Source organism: Streptomyces uncialis (assembly GCF_036250755.1).
GTDB classification, from domain to species: Bacteria; Actinomycetota; Actinomycetes; order Streptomycetales; family Streptomycetaceae; genus Streptomyces; species Streptomyces uncialis.
The window spans coordinates 7,066,972-7,086,579 of the sequence record NZ_CP109583.1; the positions used below are offsets into that span (position 1 = coordinate 7,066,972).

General features: G+C 70.3%; 16 protein-coding genes and 1 tRNA gene. 10 read left to right on the forward strand and 7 right to left on the reverse strand.

The features are described 5' to 3' along the window. Positions 1-6: 6 nt before the first annotated feature. The gene (locus OG711_RS29565) at positions 7-960 is read left to right on the forward strand and encodes a TrmH family RNA methyltransferase (protein ID WP_329561528.1); all 954 of its coding nucleotides are present in this window, start codon (positions 7-9) and stop codon (positions 958-960) included. A gap of 102 nt (positions 961-1,062) precedes the next feature. After that, the gene (locus OG711_RS29570) at positions 1,063-1,461 is read left to right on the forward strand and encodes a phage holin family protein (RefSeq protein WP_329561530.1); all 399 of its coding nucleotides are present in this window, start codon (positions 1,063-1,065) and stop codon (positions 1,459-1,461) included. A 706-nt stretch (positions 1,462-2,167) separates the two neighbouring features. On the opposite strand, the gene OG711_RS29575 is transcribed toward OG711_RS29570, so the two are convergent. Further along, entirely contained in the window at positions 2,168-3,028 is an 861-nt protein-coding gene (locus OG711_RS29575) for a S1 family peptidase (protein WP_245876862.1), read from the reverse strand. Positions 3,029-3,189: 161 nt separating this feature from the next. Here OG711_RS29575 and OG711_RS29580 point away from each other — a divergent pair, with 161 nt between their 5' ends. Continuing rightward, on the forward strand, positions 3,190-4,077 hold the full coding sequence (locus OG711_RS29580; protein ID WP_073790955.1) for a hypothetical protein: 888 nt from the start codon (positions 3,190-3,192) through the stop codon (positions 4,075-4,077). A 57-nt stretch (positions 4,078-4,134) separates the two neighbouring features. Then, entirely contained in the window at positions 4,135-4,893 is a 759-nt protein-coding gene (locus OG711_RS29585) for an ankyrin repeat domain-containing protein (protein WP_329561533.1), read from the forward strand. 52 nt (positions 4,894-4,945) lie between these two features. Here OG711_RS29585 and OG711_RS29590 read toward each other — a convergent pair whose 3' ends face one another. Then, complete coding sequence (locus OG711_RS29590) at positions 4,946-6,700, reverse strand: glycoside hydrolase family 35 protein (RefSeq protein ID WP_329561535.1); 1,755 nt, start codon at positions 6,698-6,700, stop codon at positions 4,946-4,948. Positions 6,701-6,864: 164 nt separating this feature from the next. Between OG711_RS29590 and OG711_RS29595 the strand changes: the two genes are divergently transcribed. The 5 genes from OG711_RS29595 (at position 6,865) to pyk (ending at position 14,313) form a co-directional block, all read left to right on the forward strand. Beyond that, a complete protein-coding gene (locus tag OG711_RS29595; protein WP_329561537.1) occupies positions 6,865-7,758 on the forward strand; it encodes a helix-turn-helix domain-containing protein in 894 nt (297 codons plus the stop codon). A 6-nt stretch (positions 7,759-7,764) separates the two neighbouring features. Next, positions 7,765-8,106 carry a chorismate mutase gene (locus OG711_RS29600; RefSeq protein ID WP_329561539.1) on the forward strand — a complete coding sequence of 114 codons (342 nt, stop codon included), beginning with the start codon at positions 7,765-7,767 and terminating at the stop codon, positions 8,104-8,106. A gap of 441 nt (positions 8,107-8,547) precedes the next feature. Next, positions 8,548-11,043, forward strand: a complete 2,496-nt coding sequence (pepN, locus tag OG711_RS29605) for an aminopeptidase N (RefSeq protein WP_329561541.1) — start codon at positions 8,548-8,550, stop codon at positions 11,041-11,043. A 187-nt stretch (positions 11,044-11,230) separates the two neighbouring features. Further along, entirely contained in the window at positions 11,231-12,661 is a 1,431-nt protein-coding gene (locus OG711_RS29610; protein WP_073790939.1) for a lysine N(6)-hydroxylase/L-ornithine N(5)-oxygenase family protein, read from the forward strand. A gap of 221 nt (positions 12,662-12,882) precedes the next feature. Then, positions 12,883-14,313, forward strand: coding sequence for a pyruvate kinase (pyk, locus tag OG711_RS29615; RefSeq protein ID WP_073790936.1), 1,431 nt, complete (start codon positions 12,883-12,885; stop codon positions 14,311-14,313). A gap of 56 nt (positions 14,314-14,369) precedes the next feature. Here pyk and OG711_RS29620 read toward each other — a convergent pair whose 3' ends face one another. Both OG711_RS29620 and OG711_RS29625 read right to left on the reverse strand, forming a co-directional pair. Then, positions 14,370-15,158 (reverse strand): helix-turn-helix domain-containing protein, encoded by a 789-nt coding sequence (locus OG711_RS29620; RefSeq protein WP_329561544.1) that lies wholly within the window; start codon positions 15,156-15,158, stop codon positions 14,370-14,372. A gap of 79 nt (positions 15,159-15,237) precedes the next feature. Continuing rightward, positions 15,238-15,324: transfer RNA gene (locus OG711_RS29625), tRNA-Leu, on the reverse strand. A 95-nt stretch (positions 15,325-15,419) separates the two neighbouring features. On the opposite strand from OG711_RS29625, the gene OG711_RS29630 reads away from it, so the two are divergent. Further along, complete coding sequence (locus OG711_RS29630) at positions 15,420-16,076, forward strand: ANTAR domain-containing response regulator (protein WP_073790930.1); 657 nt, start codon at positions 15,420-15,422, stop codon at positions 16,074-16,076. A gap of 111 nt (positions 16,077-16,187) precedes the next feature. Here OG711_RS29630 and OG711_RS29635 read toward each other — a convergent pair whose 3' ends face one another. The 3 genes from OG711_RS29635 to OG711_RS29645 are packed head-to-tail and all read right to left on the reverse strand — an operon-like array spanning position 16,188 to position 19,605. Beyond that, positions 16,188-16,904 (reverse strand): ABC transporter ATP-binding protein, encoded by a 717-nt coding sequence (locus tag OG711_RS29635; protein ID WP_073790927.1) that lies wholly within the window; start codon positions 16,902-16,904, stop codon positions 16,188-16,190. After that, positions 16,901-17,800 carry an ABC transporter ATP-binding protein gene (locus OG711_RS29640; protein WP_329564127.1) on the reverse strand — a complete coding sequence of 300 codons (900 nt, stop codon included), beginning with the start codon at positions 17,798-17,800 and terminating at the stop codon, positions 16,901-16,903. The genes OG711_RS29635 and OG711_RS29640 overlap by 4 nt, the downstream gene beginning before the upstream one ends. Before the next feature lie 5 nt (positions 17,801-17,805). Beyond that, a complete protein-coding gene (locus tag OG711_RS29645; RefSeq protein ID WP_073791659.1) occupies positions 17,806-19,605 on the reverse strand; it encodes a branched-chain amino acid ABC transporter permease in 1,800 nt (599 codons plus the stop codon). Between the last annotated feature and the right edge of the window lie 3 nt (positions 19,606-19,608).

Here is a 19,608-nt window from a genome sequence, read left to right on the forward strand (position 1 = left end):
GGACGGATGAGCGAGTACCGTGCCGCACGTCGACCTGCCCGGCGCACCAGTGAGAAGTCCGAGCCGCGCCGGAGCGGCACACAGAGGTCCGAGCCGCGCCGTAGCGGGACCTCCCTGCGGATCAGCACCCGCAACGCCGCCTTCCAGCAGTGGCACGCCCTGCTGGGCAACCGCGCCAAACGCCAGCGCGCCGGGGAGTTCCTGATCCAGGGGGTACGCCCCCTCACCCTCGCCCTCGACCACGACTGGCCGCTGAGCGCGGTGCTCTACAGCGCGGGCGGCAGCGGCGGGCGGCCCCTGTCCCGGTGGGCCCGCGACACCCTCGACCGGGTCCCCGCGGGCGTCACCCGCGTCGACATGGACCCGGAGCTGCTGCACGAGCTCGGCGGCAAGGAGGACACCGTCCCCGAGCTGCTCGCCGTCGCCCGCGTCCCCGACGACCGCCTCGACCGGCTCACCGTCGGCCCCGACTTCCTCGGCGTCGTCTTCGACCGCCCCATCACCCCCGGCAACATCGGCACCCTCATCCGCTCCGCCGACGCGTTCGGTGCCCACGGCGTCGTCGTCTCCGGCCACGCCGCCGACATCTACGACCCCAAGTCGCTGCGCGCCAGCACCGGTTCGTTGTTCGCCCTGCCCGTGGTGCGGGTCCCGTCCCCGCAGACGGTCGCCGACTGGGCGGCCGGGCTGCGCGCGCGAGGTGTCCCGCTGCGGATCGTCGGCACCGACGAGAGGGGCGCGGCGGATCTCACCGGCACGGATCTGACGGGACCGGTGCTCGTCGTCATCGGCAACGAGACCTCCGGGATGAGCGCGGCGTGGCGCGAGCTGTGCGACGAGACGGTGCGGATCCCGATCGGCGGCGCGGCGAGTTCCCTCAACGCGGCGGCGGCGGGGACGGTGCTGCTGTACGAGACGCAGCGGCAGCGGGGGTTTCCGGCGGTGGGGGCACCGGTCTAGGCGGGGGTACCGGTCTGGGCAGCGGTGCGGGGCGTTGACCGATACAAAACTGTGAACTGGATTCACAGGCAATTTTGGTGACTTGGGTGTCAAACTGAGTGCATGGCAAGTCACCGTCAAGAAACCAAGTCGCACCGGGTGTTCGGCACGATCGCGGGGGTCAGCCTCGCCATCGGGGTGCTCCCCGGGATAGGTATCGGGTCCGCCGGGTCCGATGTCTCCGCCGTGATCGTCGCGTCCGCGGTCTTCATCATCGTCAACCAGTTGATCTACAGCTACCCGAACTCCATCCGGACTGCCCCGCCGGTCGCGACGCTCGTCCTGGCGGTGGTGGGGTTCGTGCAGGACACCCTGGCCTGGCTGCTGGTCTCCTGGCTCGCGAGCCAAATGGGTTTCGGTGTCGAGGTCGACGGGTTCCTCGCGGCGGTGCTGGGTGGACTGGTCGTCCGGACTGTCACGTTGGCGGCCCTCGCGCTGGCGCCTGGGCGGGAGGCCGCGTAGGTCTGTCCGGCGGGGCGTACTTCGTTCCCGTGCGGGTCGCCTTCGCTTGCGCTTGCCAGGTCTGTCCGGTTGGACGTACTTCGTTCCTGTGCCGTCGTTCGGTGGTTTCGCGCAGTTCCCCGCGCCCCTGAGGTGCTGCCCTGTTGCGGTCGCTCTTCGGGTGCGGGCCGGTTCTCGTTTTCGCGCAGTTCCCCGCGCCCCTTTGGGGCGCGTCCGGTCGGTTCTTCGGGGCGGGGCCGGTCGGGATTCTCCGTCCTCGCTCCAACGCGCTCGGTCGGACGTTCACTGGTCCTGCTGAAGAGCATCGGAGTCTGCGGGCAGAGATTCCCGCCCACCCCCTTCGGCAGCCATGCGACTGCGAGAGGAGAGGAGTGCCCCTTCAGGGGCGCGGGGAACTGCGCAAAAGACGAGGGCAGACCCGCACCGGGCGAACAAGCCCGATGGGGCAGCATCCAGGGGCGCGGGGAACTGCGCACCCACGACCGGCCCGTGCAGGAACAAGTACGCCCAGCACAAGGAACCCGGGGGCGCGAGCGAAGGCGACCTGCGGGGAACTGCGCATCCCACGGGCGACGGCACGGGAACGAGTACGCCCAGCCGGACAGACCTGACAAGCGCGAGCGAAGGCGACCTGCGCACCCCCGGGCGACCCGCGCAGGGACAAGTGCGTCCAGCGCGGGAAGCCCGGGGGCGTCAGTGAGAGGTGTTACAGGGTTGCGGCTGCCGAGGCGATCTGGGAGGCGAACGTGGACACCTCGGTGTACACGCCCGGGTAGTTGGGCCGCGCACAGCCCTGGCCCCAGCTCACGATGCCGACCTGGACCCAGGCCCCCGCGTTGTCCCGCCGGAACATGGGCCCGCCGGAGTCGCCCTGGCAGGTGTCGGTCCCGCCGGCCTGATACCCCGCGCACAGCTCCTCGCCCGGGACCAGGGAGGACCCGTACGACTGCTGACAGGACGCGTCGCTGACGAACGGCACGCTCGCCTTCAGCAGATACCGCTGCTGCGCCCCGCCCTCACGCGCGGCACCCCATCCGGCGACGGTGAACGTCCCGGAGTTGTACGCCGTGCTGGTGGCGATCTTCAGCGTGGGCTGGTTGATCGGGGCCGCGAGCTTGACGAGGGCCCAGTCCTTGCCGGTGCCGTTGTAACCGGGCGCCTGGAGGACCCGCGTGGAGCGGACCTTGGTCGCCGCGCTGTTCTGGAGGTCGACGACCCCCGCCGTCGCGGTGATGGAGGTGTTGGCCCCGGAGCCGCTCACGCAGTGCGCGGCGGTCAGGACGATCTGCTGGGTGTACAGGGCACCGCCGCAGCCCATCGAGAGCCGGACCATGAACGGGAACTCGCCCTGCGCCGCGCGGGTGCCGCCGACGACCGGGGAGGGAGCGGCCTGGGCGGAGCTGAGGGGCTGGAGGGAGACGGCCGCGAGCAGTACCGCGCCTGTCGCTATGAGCCGTCTGGCGCCGGGGAACTTCCTCAGGAGCTTCAAGGTACTTCCTTTCGTGGGGGGTTGACCGCCGGACGGGTCCGGTCGGGCGGCCGGGGCGGGACACATGGCTCGACACATGCGACCCGCTCCGAGACGCCTGACATGCACTCGCCAAGCTGGTTGGATTATGAGATCGCCGGGCGCCCGCGGCAAGGGTCTGATTCCGGACACCCGTCCCGGCCCGGCGGCGCGAATCCACCTACAGTGGAAATCGGTTCAGCACCTCAGGGGGTCCGGACGTGGCGAACGGCGGAACGGTCGAGCACGGTTTCCCGCATCTGGCGACCGTGCGATCGGCGATCACGGCCCTGCACCGACGGCTGTCCTCCGACGGCGTCCGCGCCTTCGACCTGTCCGTCGCACCCGCCGACGTCGCCTTCGGCGACCTGGACGATCTGCATCTGGGCGCACAACGCGTCGCCCGCGAGATGGTCCGCCACTACCGGCTGCCGGACGCCCGGATGATCGTCGGGTTCCGCGACATGACCCACGCCGCGAACGTCGAGCTCACCGCGGGACCCGAGTACTTCATCGAACTCAACGACCGGTTCAAGACGTATCGCCGGGACATCGGAGCCGCCCTCGCCCATGAGGTCGCCCACGTCTACCTGCACCGTCTGGACCTGTCGTTCCCCGGCACCCGGGACAACGAGATCCTCACCGACACCGCCGCCACCTACCTCGGCGCGGGCTGGCTCCTGCTCGACGCCTTCCGCGAGGACCGCGTCTCCTCCCAGAAACTCGGCTACCTCACCCCGGAGGAGTTCGGATACGTCCTGGCCAAACGCGCCCTGCTGCTCGGGGAGGACCCCGCGCCCTGGTTCACCAGCCCCCAGGCGTACACCGCCTACACACAGGGAATGGCGCGCGCCCGCGACGACGAACGGCAGCCCCCGCTCACCGCCGCCGGCCGCACCGGCCGCCGCCGCTACGCCCGGGACCGCCGCCGCGCCAAGGACCACCCCGCGGCCCTCCCGCCCGACGCGCCCTACACCTTCGACGGCGATTCACCCCTGCGGGTGTCGTTCGCCTGCCCCACCTGCGGACAGCGGATCAGAGTGCCCGTCCGGGGACGGGTCCGGGCCCGATGCGCCCTGTGCCGCACGGTCCTGGACTGCGACACCTGACCCCGCGCCCCGCAAAAGACGTTGCGCCCGACCGATCCCCTCGGCCAGGGTGCCCGGATGGACCACCCCGACGCCGCCCCACCCGGCGCACAGCTCCACCCGGCCGTACTCACCGCCGTCACGGACCCGGCCGGGGCGCGGCGCACGCTCACCGGACTCCTCCGCTCCGGCGCCGACCCGGACTTCCCCGACGAGGACGGCGTCACCCCTCTGTACCTCGCCTCCGTACAGGGCGCCGCCGACCTGGTACGACTGCTGCTCCGCGCGGGCGCCGACCCCGACCGGCCGGGCGGCACGGAAGGTCTGCCGCTGTGCGCCGCGGCTGCCGGAGGCCACACGGACGCGGTACGGGCCCTGCTCGCGGCCGGGGCCCGGCCCGACGCCCGGGAGGAGTTCGGCTTCACCCCGCTGGCCTGGGCGATCAGGGGCGGACACACGGCGATCGTGGCCGCCCTCCTCGGCGCGGGCGGCGACCCGGACCTGCCCGGACCCGAAGAGGAGCCCCCACTGGTCGCGGCCGCGCGGCGCGGCTCCCCGGGGATCGTCCGCGCACTGCTGGAGCACGGCGGCTCGGCGGGCCGTACGGAGGCATTGGCCGAGGCGCGCCGCTGGGCCGCCCTCGACATCCCCGCGGAACTGACACGAACCCTGCTCGCCACCCGCACCGGCACCCTCCGGGTGGTGACCGAACGCTCCCACCACGACGGCACGGAGCGCGTCGCGGTGCGGCTCCTCGATCCGGCCGGCACCCTCCGAGCGGGTGACGACCGCGACCTGGGCCACGCCCGGATCGTCCCCCTCCTTCGCACCGACTAGTTCCGCACCGGAGACCCGGGGCACGGGACGCCTCGCACACGGCCCCGACGGGTCACACCGGGCGGAAGGCCACCGTGGAACCGGGGGCGTCGAGCTCAAGGAGCCAGACCTCGTTCACGCCCTCCCGCAGCACCGGCCCGGGTACGTACAACCCGGTCTGCGGCCCCGCCGACCAGTACCGCCCCAGGTTGACCCCGTTCACCCACAGGAACCCCCGCCCCCACCCGGGCACCTCCACCACCGCGTCCCCCACGGCCCCCCGCACCTCGAAGACCCCCCGGTACAGCCCCCGCCCGTCCCCCTCACCCACGGGTACGGGCGCCAGCGCGCGGACCCGTCCCGCGTCGTCGAACGCGTCCAGCCGCAGCCCCCGCGCCCGTACGCCGTGCAGATACTGCCGTTCGTGCAGCACACCGCCGGTGATCCCCTTGGGCTCCCCGAGCCGCGGACCGTAGTTCACCCGGCCCAGCGACTCCACCCACAGCTCCACCCGCGCCGGACCCGGCACCGGCACCGGCAGCACCGCGGCGTCCTCGGTGAGCACCCCCGCCCGCACCCCGTCGACCTCGACCACCGCCAGATCCCGCAAGCCCCGCACCCGCAGCTCGTGCGGATCCCGGGGCCCCGGCACCTCGAACACGTACCGCACCAGCCCCCGGTCCACGTCCAGCTCCTCGAACGTCGGCGGCACCGCGTGCACCGACTCCGGACCGCCCAGCCCCGCCAGCACCTCCGCCAGCGGCACCCACTCCAGCGGACCCGCCGCCACCGGCGCCCCCAGCACCGGCGCAGCCTCGGGAACCGGCGGCAACGGCCCGTCCGCGTACGCCGCCAGCACCTCCCGCATCAGCCGGAACTTCTCCGTCGGCCGCCCGTACTCGTCCACCGGCGCCCCGTAGTCGTACGACGTCACATCCGGCTCCAGCGCCCCGTCGTGCAGCTCCCCGGCCCGGTTCGCCCCCGACCAGCCCGCGAAGCTCGTCCCCCCGAACGCCATGTAGAGATTCACCGACGCCCCGCACTCCAGGATCTCCCGCAGCGCCGCCGCCGCGTCCGCCGCGTCCCGCGACACATGCTCCGCGCCCCAGTGGTCGAACCACCCGCACCAGAACTCCATGCACATCAACGGACCCCGCGGCCGGTGCCGCCGCAACGCGTCGAACCCCGCCCGCGCCTGCGAGCCGAAGTTCACCGTCGCGAGCACGTCCGGCACCGAGCCGCCCGTCAGCATGTGGTCCTCGGGCCCGTCCGACGTGAACAGCGGCACCCGCACCCCGAGGTCCGACAGCATCCCCGCGAGATGCCGCAGATACACCGCGTCCGACCCGTACGAGCCGTACTCGTTCTCCACCTGCACCATGATCACCGGGCCCGCGCCGTCGATCTGCCGCTCCGTGATCTGCGGCAGCAGCACCCCGAACCAGCGCGTCACCGCCGCCAGGAACTCCGCGTCCCGGGTCCGCACCCGCGCCCCCAGGGAACCCGTCACCCAGTGCGGGAGCCCGCCGTTCTCCCACTCGGCGCAGATGTACGGACCCGGCCGCACGATCGCCCACATCCCCGCCGCCCGCACCGCGTCCAGGAACCGGCCCACCCGCTCCACGTCCCGGAACTCACCCGGCCTCGGCTCGTGCATGTTCCACGGGACATATGTCTCCACGCAGTTCAGACCCAGCGCCCGCAGCATCGCCAGCCGATGCCCCCACTGCTCCTCATGGACCCGGAAGTAGTGCAGCGCCCCCGACAGCAGCCGCACCGGTCTTCCGTCCGTCTCGAAGTCGTCCTCGCCCACCCTGAACTCGGCCATCACATCCCTCTCGGTCACCGGCCCCCACACGATCGCCCCTGGCGGGCGCCGGGTCCATGGACAAAGATCGGGGGTGATTGGACGCAAAGGTTCCGGAACGGACGGGGCGGGCACCCACCACCCGGCCCCACCGGCCGACGCGGCGAGAAATGGGGAGAAAGCGGATGTATCACACCTGGATGAGGTACTTCACCCCGAGCCCCCAGCACCACCGCCTCGGACTCGTCTGCCTCGGCGTCGGACTCCAGCACGGCACCCTCCCCACCGTCGGCCCCCGCACCCTCGACCACCATGTCGCCGTCGTCATCACCGCGGGCCGCGGCTGGTACCGCAGCCCCGACGGCCGCCGCACCACCATCACCGCCCCCGCCCTGCTCTGGCTCACCCCCGGCGTCCCCCACCACTACGGACCCGACCCCGGCACCGGCTGGGACGAGAGCTTCGTCGACTTCTCCGGCCCCGCCACCACCACCTACACCGAACTCGGCTACATAGAACCCGAACGCCCCGTCGTCGCCCTCTCCGACCCCACCGGCCCCCGCACCGCCATCGGCCGCATCGCCCGCGCCGCCCGCCGCGGCAACCCCCTCCTCGAAGTGGAGACCGGCGCGGCCGTCCATGAACTCCTCGTCGCCCTGCGCCGCGCCCGCGCCGGTACGGCCCCCGACGGCCACCCCGTCCTCCAGGCCCTCGCCCGCGACGCGTTCCAATCGCTCTCCGTCGCCGAACACGCCGCCCGCCACGGAATGACCCCCGCCGAACTGCGCACCGCCGTCCGCCGCGCCGCCGGATGCAGCCCCAAGGACTACCTCCTCGGCATCCGCCTCGGCCGCGCCAAGGAACTCCTCGCCGCCACCGAACTTCCCGTCGCCTCCGTCGCCCGCCGCGTCGGCTACGACGACCCCGCCTACTTCTCCCGGCTCTTCACCCGCCGCGTCGGCATGGCACCCATCCGCTTCCGCGACCAGCAAGGACGCGCCGTACCCGGCGGCTGGTCCACCACCGTCCCCGACCCCGACGACCCCCCGATCCTCCGGTCCGGCCGCCCCGTAGGGTGATCCACCATGACCCCCAGCGACACCTACAACGCCACCGGCACGGGTCCCGGCTCCGTCGACCCCGCGGTCCGAGCCGAACTCGTCCGCCTCCGCGAAAGCATCGACAACATCGACGCCGCCGTCGTCCATATGCTCGCGGAACGCTTCAAATGCACCCAGCAGGTCGGCCACCTCAAGGCCGCCCACCGACTGCCCCCCGCCGACCCCGGCCGCGAAGCCGACCAGATCGCCCGGCTCCGCACCCTCGCGGAGAACGCCAAACTCGACCCCGCGTTCGCCGAGAAGCTCCTGAACTTCATCATCGCCGAGGTGATCCGCCACCACGAGCAGATCGCCGACGCCCGCTGAACACCACACGGGCCGCCCGCACCTGACCCCCGCGCCCGGCCCGCCCGCCGACCGCCGCCCACCCGCACCGGCCACCGGCACACCGGCTTCCCCCGCCCCCGCACCCCAGGGGCGGGCCCCACGGGCCCCGCCGACGAACGGGTCCCCGGCCCACCCACCCCACCCGGCCCGGGCCCCGCGAGCACCGGCCCCGCGAGCACCGGCCCCGCGAGCCCCCGCTCCCGCGAGCCCCCGGCCCCGCGAGCCCCCGGCCCCGCGAGCACCCGCTCCCGCGTGCCCCCCGGCCCCGCGCGCAGCCGTTCCCCGCCCGCCGGAACAGCCGCCCCCCGAGCCCCCGCACCCGCTCCACCACCACACAGCGACCGCACCGCGCCCGCACAAGTGCACAGACCGGCCCGGACAGGACACCGCCCCTGTGCCCGGCGCCCCGCATCATGCAGCATGAGCAGCATGTCCGTACTCACGCGCGACGAAGCGCACCGCCGAGCCCAGCTCCTCGACGTCCAGCACTACACCGTCGACCTAGACCTCACCACCGGCGACGAGACCTTCACCTCCCGCACGGTCATCCGCTTCACCTCCCGCGCGGACGCGGACACCTTCGTGGAACTCAAGCCCACCGCACTGCACACCGCCACCCTCGACGGCGAACCCCTCGACCCCGCCACCCTCACCGACAACCGACTACCCCTCACCCTCACCACCGGCCCCCACGAACTCACCCTCACCAGCACCATGCGCTACAGCCGCACCGGCGAAGGCATGCACCGCTTCACCGACCCCACCGACGGCGAGACCTACGTCTACACCCAGCTCTTCCTCGACGACGTCCAGCGCGTCTTCCCCGCCTTCGACCAGCCCGACCTCAAAGCCACCTTCGACGTCACCGTCACCGCCCCCGACGACTGGACCGTCCTCGCCAACAGCACCACCACCCGGGACACCGACGGCCGCTGGACCGCCGCCACCACCCCCCGGATCTCCACCTATCTCGTCGCCGTCGCCGCGGGCCCCTGGCACACCGTCCGCACCGAACACCGCGGCATCCCCTTCGGCATCCACTGCCGCCGCTCCCTCGCCCCCTACCTCGACACCGACGCCGACGAGATCCTCGACCTCACCACCGCCCTCTACGACCGCTACCACGAGAAATTCGAGGAACCGTACCCCTTCGACTCCTACGACCAGGCATTCGTCCCCGAATTCAACGCCGGCGCCATGGAGAACCCCGGACTCGTCACCTTCCGCGACGAATTCGTCTACCGCTCCGCCGTCACCGAAACCGAACGCCAGACCCGCGCCATGGTCATCGCCCATGAAATGGCCCATATGTGGTTCGGCGACCTCGTCACCCTCACATGGTGGGACGACATCTGGCTCAACGAGTCCTTCGCCGAATACATGGGCTACCAGACCCTCACCGAATGCACCCGCTTCACCGACACCTGGGTCGACTTCGGCGTCGCCCGCAAAGCCTGGGGATACGACGCCGACCAGCGCCCCACCACCCACCCCGTCGCCCCCGACGCCGTCGACGACACCGCCTCCGCCCTCCTCAACTTCGACGGCATCTCCTACGCCAAGGGCGCCTCGGCCCTGCGCCAACTCGTCGCCTGGCTCGGCGAGAAGGACTTCCTCAACGGCATCAACACCCACTTCGCCCGCCATAAATTCGCCAACGCCACCCTCACCGACTTCCTCGACTCCCTCGCGAGCGCCACCGAACGCGACGTCCACACCTGGGCCGACAGCTGGCTCCGCACCACCGGCGTCGACACCCTCACCACCGGCATCACCGCCAAACCCGGCACCTGGACCCTCACCACCACCCACCACGGCACCCGCCCCCACCGCATCACCACCGGCGTCTACGACCGCGACCTCAACGACCCCCGCGCCCTCGTCCTGCGCGAACGCCTCGACACCGACATCCCCCACACCGGCCCCACCACCCCCCGCACCGGCGTACGCCCCGCCCTGGTCCTCCCCAACGACCAGGACCACACCTACGCCAAACTCCGCCTCGACCCCCAGTCCCGGGAAACCGCCCTCAGCCACCTCTCCGGCATCCCCGACCCCCTCGCCCGCGCCGTCGTCTGGAACACCCTGCGCGACATGGTCCGCGACGGCGACCTCGACCCCACCACCTACCTCACCACCGCCGAGACCCACCTCCCCGACGAAACCGACCTCGCCCTCACCCAGGGCGTCCTGACCTTCGCCGCCACCCACATCACCGACCGCTACCTCACCCCCCGGCAACGCCCCGAAGCCCTCACCACCCTCACCAACCTCACCCGCGCCCTCATCCGCCGCACCGAGGACGGCGAACACCCCGGGCTGCGCCTCGTCGCCGTACGCCACTACATCTCGGCCGCCGCCCACCCCGACACCATCAGCGACTGGCTCACCGACGGCACCGCCCCCGGCGGACCCGAACTCGACCCCGAACTCCGCTGGCGCATCCTCCACCGGCTCGCCGTCCTCGGCGCCACCGACACCACCGCCATCGACACCGAACTCGCCCGCGACCCCAGCGCCACCGGCCAGGAAGGCGCCGCGCGCTGCCGCGCCGCCCTGCCCGACCCCGAAGCCAAGAGCGCCGCCTGGAACGCCCTCTTCCACCCCGACGACCCGCTCTCCAACTACCTCTTCACCGCCACCGCACAAGGCTTCTGGCAACCCGAACAGGCAGACCTCACCGCCGAGTACATCCCCCGCTACTTCACCGAGGCCGTCACCGTCGCCGCCCGCCGGGGCCCCGCCATCGCCGCCGCCATCGGCCACCACGGATTCCCCGCCCACGCCGTCGACGCCACCACCCTCACCCTCGGCCGCGCCGCCCTCGACGACCCCGGCACCACCCCCGCGCTCCACCGCAGGCTCGCCGACCAGCTCGACGACCTCGCCCGCGCCCTGCGCGTCCGCACCACCTGACCCACCACCAGCACACCCCACCCACACGGCGGGGGGACCGGGCCCACGCCCGTCCCCCCGCCGTAACTCTTCGCCGTAACTCTTTCGGGTCCCAAACCCACAGAACCCCACCCCTTCCACACCCCGCCGGTCACCCTGAGGATTTCCGCCCCCCACCCCCCTGAACAGGTGGAAGGACCCGCCCCCGATGACCCCCCACCCCCACATCCCCGCACCCCGCCAGGCATCCGACACCCCCCGCGACCTCATCGGTATCGGCATCGGGCCCTTCAACCTCTCCCTGGCCGCCCTCGCCCACCCCCTCACCACCCTCGACACCGCCTTCTACGACGAGCACCCCGCCTTCCACTGGCACCCCGGCCTCCTCATCGAAGGGGCCACCCTCCAAGTCCCCTTCCTCGCCGACCTCGTCACCCTCGCCGACCCCACCAGCCCCTGGAGCTTCCTCAACTACCTCCGCACCCGCGAACGCCTCTACCCCTTCTACTTCGCCGAGCGCTTCCACACCCACCGCACCGAATACGACGCCTACTGCCGCTGGGTCAGCGACAACCTCCCCGCACTCCACTTCGACCACCACATCGACGCCGTCCACTGGAACCCCGAACGCGCCCTCTACGAAGTCGACTACACCCGCCGCGACCCCCACACCGACACCGGAACCCCCGGCCGCTCCTACGCCAGGAACATCGCCCTCGGCATCGGCACCGCCCCCCACGTCCCCGAAGCCCTCCGCCCCCTCGCCGACACCCCCACCGCCCCCGTCCACCACGCCGCCGACTACCTCACCCACCGCGCCCGCATCCTCGCCGCCGACCACATCACCGTCATCGGCTCAGGCCAGTCCGGCGCCGAGATCTATCTGGACCTGCTGCGCCACCGGCCCCCCGGCCGCGAACGGCTCCACTGGCTCGCCCGCACCCCCGCCTTCGCCCCCATGGAGTACTCCAGACTCGGCCTCGAACACTTCACCCCCGACTACACCCGGTACTTCCACCACCTCACCCAGACCACCCGCGACACCCTCGTCCCGCAGCAATGGCAACTCCACAAAGGCATCGACGCCGACACCATGACCGCCATCCACGAAGAGCTCTACCGCCGCACCCTGCACGGCGGCTGGCCCGACACCGTCCTCACCCCCGGGGTCACCGTCCGCACGGCCGGCCGGATCGCCACCACCCAGGTCGAACTCCACCTCGAACACGCCCAGCAGAACACCCGCAGCCGCCTCACCACCGACGCCGTCGTCCTCGCCACCGGCTACCGCGAACGCCCCCTCACCACCCTCCTCGCCGGACTCACCCCCTACCTCCGCCACGACACCGCCGGCCGCCCCCGCGTCGACCACCACCAACGCCTCGTCCTCGACCCCGCCATCAGCGACACCGGACACCACATCTACGTCCAGAACGCCGAACACCACACCCACGGGGTCGGCACCCCCGACCTCGGGCTCTCCGCCTGGCGCAGCGCCACCATCCTCAACGCCCTCACCGGCAAGAACCCCTACCCCCTCCCCACCCGCACCGCCTTCACCACCTTCGGCCTCACCCCGCACCCCACCGCGACCCCCGCCCCCGGCCACCGGCTCACCCCCCTCGCCGAACCCCGCTGACCCACCATCACCCCCACCGGCCACCACCGATCACCCCACAGTCACCCACCCGTCACACCACTACCGAGCGTGCCCACCCCAGCGCACCCAGCCCGCGGAAATTGCTCATCAGAGCACCCCCGTGCACAATTCAACACTTGTTAAAAACCCCTCATGCAAAGGATGTTGAGTAGTCACCACAACCCAATTCCCTACCCACCGGTAAGCCCTACGCTCGAAACATGCGCCGAGCAAAAATCGTCTGTACCCTGGGCCCCGCAACCGACTCATACGACCAGATCAAGGCACTGGTCGAAGCCGGGATGGACGTAGCCCGCTTCAACCTCAGCCACGGCGACTACGCCGACCACGAGGAGCGCTACCAGCGCGTCCGCAAGGCATCCGAGGAAACCGGCCGCAGCGTCGGAATGCTCGCCGACCTTCAAGGCCCGAAGATCCGGCTCGGCCGTTTCACCGAAGGCCCCGTACTCCTTGAACGCGGCGACACCTTCACCATCACCGTCGAGGACGGCGCCCCCGGCGACCGCCACATCTGCGGCACTACCTACAGTGGCCTCGCCGCCGACGTCACCCCCGGCGAACACATCCTCATCGACGACGGCAAAGTCACCCTCAAGGTCACCGAGGTCGACGGCCCCCGCGTCCGCACCACCGTCATCGAAGGCGGCATGGTCTCCGACCACAAGGGACTCAACCTCCCCGGGGTCGCCGTCTCCGTCCCCGCCCTCTCCACCAAGGACCAGGACGACCTCCGCTGGGCCCTGCGCACCGGCTTCGACGTCATCGCGCTCTCCTTCGTGCGCAGCGGGAACGACATCAAGGACGTCCACCGCATCATGAAGGAGGAAGGCCGCCGCCTTCCCGTCATCGCCAAGGTCGAAAAACCCCAGGCGGTCGACAACATCGAGGACATCGTCGCCGCGTTCGACGGCATCATGGTCGCCCGCGGCGACCTCGGCGTCGAAATGCCCCTGGAACAGGTCCCCCTCGTCCAGAAGCGCGCCGTCAAACTCGCCAAGCGCAACGCCAAACCCGTCATCGTCGCCACCCAGATGCTCGACTCGATGATCGAGAACTCCCGCCCCACCCGCGCCGAGGCCTCCGACGTCGCCAACGCCGTCATCGACGGCACCGACGCCGTCATGCTCTCCGGCGAGACCAGCGTCGGGAAATACCCCGTCGAAACCGTCCGCACCATGGCGCGCATCGTCGAAGCCGCCGAGGAGGACATCCTCTCCAAGGGCCTCCCGCCCCTCACCGAACTCAACAAGCCCCGCACCCAGGGCGGCGCCGTCGCCCGCGCCGCCGCCGAGATGGGCGACTTCCTCGGCGCCAAGTTCCTCGTCGCCTTCACCCAGTCCGGCGACACCGTCAAACGGCTCTCCCGCTACCGCTCACCCATCCCCCTCCTCGCCTTCACCCCCGACCCCGAGACCCGCTCCCAGCTCAACCTCACCTGGGGCGTCGAAACCTTCCTCGGCCCCCACGTCGACTCCACCGACGCGATGGTCGAACAGGTCAACGAACAGCTCCTGCGGATCGGCCGCTGCGAGAAGGGCGACATCGTCGTCATCACCGCCGGCTCCCCGCCCGGCGTCACCGGCTCCACCAACCTCGTCCGCGTCCACCACATCGGCGACACCCCGACCTGACCCACCCCGGAACAACCCAGGGCCGAAGCGCGAAGCACCGAGGACAGGACGGTCCTTCAGTGCTTCGGCCCGATGTGCAGATCCATGAGCGCGACGGACGCCTTGCGGGCGACGGAGATGTTGAACGGGTCGCTGCCGCGGGCAAGCACCGTCCACTCGACCCCGACGGCGTCGAGGGTGTCCGTGAGCAACCGCCGGATGTCGTCCGACTTGTTGGCGAAGAGGTAGCGCGGGTACTCGTACCGTTTCCGTATCCCTTGGACGAGGCGGATCGTCCAGTTGGTGATGCGGCAGCCGTCGGAGTGGATCAACCCTCGGATGAACTCCCAGGGGTGCGCGTCCACGATCGACTGCTGCCAGGGCTCCAGGGCGATGCGGCGCTCGTGCTTCCGTCCGGGTCCGTGCTGCGGGAAGAGGCAGTGCAGGTGCTTGGAGTAGACCTTGATGTTCTGACAGCCTTGTTTCCTCACTCGGCACACCGAGTTGTCCGGAAAGACGGCTTTCATTGCCCGCTCGCACTCATTCTTGAGTCCGGGCCAGTCATCGGCGCAGGTGATCATGAGATTCGGCACGCGGTGACCGGAGTAGTGGCTGATGTGGCCATCGCCGAGGTACAGGCCGAGCAGGTACGAGTACGCGGCTCTGTCCAGCGCGCGACCGTCGCAGCGGGGGCACTGGGCATCGGGCCTGCCGGGGCACTCGCCACGCTTGGCCCGGTCCATGTGCTTCCAGTAGCTGATCGTGCCCTTGGGGATGTTCAGCTCCCGGGCCACATCCGCGTTGCGGGCGCCGCCCCGCAGCAGGGGGACGGCCCTGTGTCGAATCGCTGTGTCGTGAACGTGCATACGAACACTCTGCGTCACGAAGCGCTGCTCTGGGTAGCAAAGAAGCGGAAGTTCACGAGATCGTGAGCTTCCGCTTCAGTGGTGCCGGGTGCGGGACTTGAACCCGCATGTCCTTTCGGACAGATGTGTTTGAGACATCCGCGTATGCCTATTCCGCCAACCCGGCATCAGTACCCCAGCAGCATACCGGGTCAGCGTACCCGCCCGCTGCTGGGTAGGCTGCGTATCCACGACAGCAGGCCCGTCATGAGGAGCCCCAAGGTGACCGCCCCCGAGCCGCCCCAGCCCGTAGAAGACGACGACAAGTCGCATGTGCCTCCCCTGACGACGCGGGTCGTCATCGCCGAGGACGAGGCGCTGATCCGTCTCGACCTCAAGGAGATGCTGGAGGAGGAGGGCTACAGCGTGGTCGGTGAGGCGGGCGACGGTGAGACGGCTGTCTCGCTCGCCCGGGACCTGCGGCCCGACCTGGTGATCCTGGATGTGAAGATGCCGAAGCTCGACGGTATCTCCGCGGCCGAGCAGATCGCCGAGGAGTCGATCGCTCCGGTGCTGATGCTGACCGCGTTCTCGCAGCGGGACCTGGTCGAGCGGGCGCGCGACGCGGGCGCTATGGCGTATCTGGTGAAGCCGTTCAGCAAGAGCGATGTGGTGCCGGCCATCGAGATGGCGGTATCGCGCTTCACGGAGCTGCGGACGCTGGAGCAGGAGGTCGCGGATCTGACCCAGCGGCTGGAGACGCGGAAGCTGGTGGACCGGGCGAAGTCGGTGTTGCAGACGGAGTACGGGCTGTCGGAGCCGGCGGCGTTCCGCTGGATTCAGAAGACGTCGATGGACCGCCGGTTGTCGATGCGTGAGGTCGCGGAGGCCGTGATCGAGGACGGGCGGGAGCGGAAGGCCGCGAAGGAGAAGTCGTAGGGGGAGTCGTGGGCCGGATCGTTCCCGGCCGGATGTGAAGGGGCCCGCTTTTCCGGAGTTGCTCTCCGGGGAAGCGGGCCTCTTCGTGTGCGGGGCTGCGTGGGGTCGGCCTCAGTCCTCGCCGAGATAGGCCTTGCGGACGGATTCGTCGTGGAGGAGGTGTTGTCCGCTGCCGGAGAGGACGATCTTCCCGATCTCCATGACATGGCCGTGGTCGGCGAGGGAGAGCGCGGCCTGGGCGTTCTGCTCGACGAGCAGGATGGTGGTGCCCTGGGATTTGAGTTCGGCGATGGTCGCCATGATTTTCTGCATCATGATCGGTGAGAGGCCCATGGAGGGTTCGTCGAGCATGAGGAGTTTGGGTCGCGACATGAGTGCGCGGCCCATGGCGAGCATTTGCTGCTCACCGCCGGAAAGGGTGCCCGCGGCTTGTCTGCTGCGCTCCTTGAGGATGGGGAAGAGGTCGTAGGAGCGCTCGATGTCGCTGTTGATGCCTTCGGTGTCCTTGCGGAGGAAGGCACCGAGCTGAAGGTTCTCGGCGATGGTGAGCCGGGGGAAGATATGCCGGCCTTCGGGGGAATGGGCGAGGCCGAGGGCGACGATCTTATGGGCGGGTGTCCCGGTGAGCGGGAGACCGTCGAAGGTGATGGAGCCGCTGAGCGGCTTCAGCAGCCCGGAGATCGTGCGGAGAGTGGTGGTCTTCCCGGCCCCGTTGGTGCCGATGAGGGTGACGACCTCGCCTGCCGCGACGGTGAAGGAGATGCCTTTGACGGCCTCGATCTTGCCGTAGGCGACTTTGAGGTCCTTGACTTCCAGGAGTGGGGTCACTGGTCGTCTCCTTCGGGGCGGGCGGTGCTGGTGCCGCTGTCGGTGCCGTCCGGGTGGGCGGCTTTCTCGGCGGCGACGACTTCCTCGATGGCGGAGTCCTCGGGTGCGCCTTCGAAAGGGGTGCCGAGATAGGCGGCGACGACGCGTTCATCGCTCTGGACGGTCTCGCTGGTGCCTTCGACGAGCTTCTCGCCCTGGACGAGGCACGCGACACGGTCGCAGAGGTTGAAGATGAAGCGCATGTCGTGCTCGATGACGAGGACGGCGATGCCCTGGTCACGGATGGCGAAGACCAGTTCCTCGGTGGTGCGGGTCTCCTGCGGGTTCATGCCGGCGGTGGGCTCGTCGAGCAGCAGCAGACCGGGGTCGCTGGCGAGCGCGCGGGCGATCTCCAGCTTGCGCTGATCGCCGTAGGGGAGATTGCGCGCGAGGTGATCGCGTTTATGGGCGAGCCCGATGAATTCGAGGAGCTCCATGGCCCGTTCCTCGGACTCGCGTTCCGCCTTCTTGAATCCGGGGCCGCGCAGCAGCGCGGACCAGAGCCCTTCCTTGGTGCGGGTGTGCCGTCCTACGAGGACGTTCTCCAGGACGGTCATGTTGGCGAACAGCCGGATGTTCTGGAAGGTGCGGGCTATTCCGGCCTGGGTGACGAGATGGGGCTTGGGCGGAAGGACGGTGCCCTTGTACGCGACGGTGCCTTCGGTGGGTATGTAGAGCCCGGTCAGGCAGTTGAAGAAGGTGGTTTTTCCGGCGCCGTTGGGGCCGATGAGTCCGACGATCTCCCCGGTGTTGACGGTGAGGTCGACGGAGCGTACGGCGGTGAGTCCGCCGAAACGCATGGTGACACCGGTGGCCTGGAGAACGGTGGTGCCGGTGGCTGTCCGGGTGGTGGTCATGGTGGTCACGCACCCGTCTTCTTGGTGGTGAGGGGCGGATCGGGATCGAGTCGTTCGTCGGGGACGTCGAGTTGTCCGGTCTCATGGAATTCGAGTTGCTGGCGCCGGTTGGCGATGATGCCTTCGGGGCGGAATCGCATGAGGAGGACAAGGGCGACACCGAACGCGAGAAGCGAGTGTTCCTTGAGGAAGACGAGTTTCTCGGGGAGGAGATAGAGGAGCGCCGCGCCGAGCAGGGGTCCGCTCACGGTTCCCATTCCGCCGAGGACGACGGCGGCGAGGAGGAACGCGGAGTTGGGCGGTGTCGAGCCGGCGAACTGGTACGGGTTGGGGACCACGTTGTAGGTGACGTGGGCACTGACGGTACCGGCGAGTCCGGCGAGCGCGGCGCCGAGGGCGAAGGCGATGAGCTTGACGCGGAAGCCGTTGATGCCCATGGCGGTGGCGGCGGTCTCGTCCTCGCGGATGGCGACCCAGGCGCGGCCGATGCGTGAGTCGGACGCGCGGTTGTAGACGAGGATGACGATGGCCATGACGAGGACCATCAGCAGGTAGTAGTTCGCGAACCTGCCGAGGGTGATTCCGGCGATGTCATGGGTCTCCCCGAAGTTGAATCCGAAGAGTACGAGGTCGGGGATACCGGCGATGCCGTTGGGCCCGTTGGTGATGTCGGGTCCGGAGTCGCCGTCGAGGTTGTTGACGGCGATGCGGAAGATCTCGCCGAAGCCGAGGGTGACGATGGCGAGGTAGTCGCCGCGCAGCCGCAGGGTCGGGGCGCCGATGAGGACGCCGAAGATCAGTGAGGCGGCGGCGCCGGAGAGGGCGGCGGCCCAGAAGGGGAACTGGACGCCGGAGAAGCGGGAGAACTCGGAGCCGGAGACCAGCGCGGCGGTGTAGGCGCCGACGCCGAGGAAGGCGACGTATCCGAGGTCGAGGAGTCCGGCGAGGCCGACGACGATGTTGAGGCCGAGGGCGACGGTTCCGAAGATCAGGATGTTGACGCCGAGGTTCGTGTAGTGGTCGTTCGTCTGGGTGAACGGGAACACGATGGCCGCGGCGAAGCCCATGGCGAGGGTGTAGGAGCGGTTCTCGGCGGCGAGCCGGGAGAGCCGGTCGAGGAGTCCCGCGGTGCTCATCGACCAGACGCCGAGGACGACGACGATCAGATAGCCGATGAAGGTCTCGCCTTCCTCGGACGGGGTCTCGATGCCGTAGATGAAGGTGAGGAGCCCGACGAGGGTGATGACGGAGATGAGGGTGCGCTGGAGCCACGGCGCGACGGGCGCGGGGGCGGGGACGCGGTCGGGCTTCCTGATCAGGCCGCGCAGGGTGAGCCCGAGGCCGGTGCCGCCGTCCGGTCCGGTCTCGGTCGGCCGGGGGAGGCCCAAGGCGCCGATGAGCGGGAGCGCGGACGCCACGACGGCCACGTAGGCGCCGGGTTCGAGGTTGGCCAGCCCGCCGAGGTCGACGGTGATGGCGATGACGGTGAACCAGGTGACGCCGAGGACCCCGAGGGCGGCGAGGGTGAGGGGCGCGTCGCCGCGGCCGGGGTTCAGCCATCGCAGACCGCGTATCTCGTAGGCGGCGAGCGCGTAGAGCGTGGCGAGGGCTCCGGCGACGACGGTCATCCACTGGAGGCCGCCGGGGTAGCCGTAGACGGTGAGGTCCCCGGGGAAGGCCGCGGTCCAGGTCCAGGCGAGGAAGGCGGAGACGATGCTCGCGGCACCGCCGGCGACGGTGAGGGCACGGGCCGCCTGGAGGGGGAGCGGGATGAGGGTGGTGGTGCTGCTGGTCTTGGTCGTCATGGT

Excerpts from the sequence above, each read along its gene's own strand:
- OG711_RS29570 (WP_329561530.1), top strand. The coding sequence starts at position 1,063 with ATGGCAAGTCACCGTCAAGAAACCAAGTCGCACCGGGTGTTCGGCACG.
- OG711_RS29565 (WP_329561528.1), top strand. The coding sequence starts at position 7 with ATGAGCGAGTACCGTGCCGCACGTCGACCTGCCCGGCGCACCAGTGAG.
- OG711_RS29585 (WP_329561533.1), top strand. The coding sequence starts at position 4,135 with ATGGACCACCCCGACGCCGCCCCACCCGGCGCACAGCTCCACCCGGCC.
- OG711_RS29620 (WP_329561544.1), bottom strand. The coding sequence starts at position 15,158 with ATGCACGTTCACGACACAGCGATTCGACACAGGGCCGTCCCCCTGCTG.
- OG711_RS29610 (WP_073790939.1), top strand. The coding sequence starts at position 11,231 with ATGACCCCCCACCCCCACATCCCCGCACCCCGCCAGGCATCCGACACC.
- OG711_RS29595 (WP_329561537.1), top strand. The coding sequence starts at position 6,865 with ATGTATCACACCTGGATGAGGTACTTCACCCCGAGCCCCCAGCACCAC.
- OG711_RS29575 (WP_245876862.1), bottom strand. The coding sequence starts at position 3,028 with ATGTGTCGAGCCATGTGTCCCGCCCCGGCCGCCCGACCGGACCCGTCC.
- pepN (WP_329561541.1), top strand. The coding sequence starts at position 8,548 with ATGAGCAGCATGTCCGTACTCACGCGCGACGAAGCGCACCGCCGAGCC.
- OG711_RS29645 (WP_073791659.1), bottom strand. The coding sequence starts at position 19,605 with ATGACGACCAAGACCAGCAGCACCACCACCCTCATCCCGCTCCCCCTC.
- OG711_RS29590 (WP_329561535.1), bottom strand. The coding sequence starts at position 6,700 with ATGGCCGAGTTCAGGGTGGGCGAGGACGACTTCGAGACGGACGGAAGA.
- pyk (WP_073790936.1), top strand. The coding sequence starts at position 12,883 with ATGCGCCGAGCAAAAATCGTCTGTACCCTGGGCCCCGCAACCGACTCA.
- OG711_RS29640 (WP_329564127.1), bottom strand. The coding sequence starts at position 17,800 with ATGACCACCACCCGGACAGCCACCGGCACCACCGTTCTCCAGGCCACC.
- OG711_RS29600 (WP_329561539.1), top strand. The coding sequence starts at position 7,765 with ATGACCCCCAGCGACACCTACAACGCCACCGGCACGGGTCCCGGCTCC.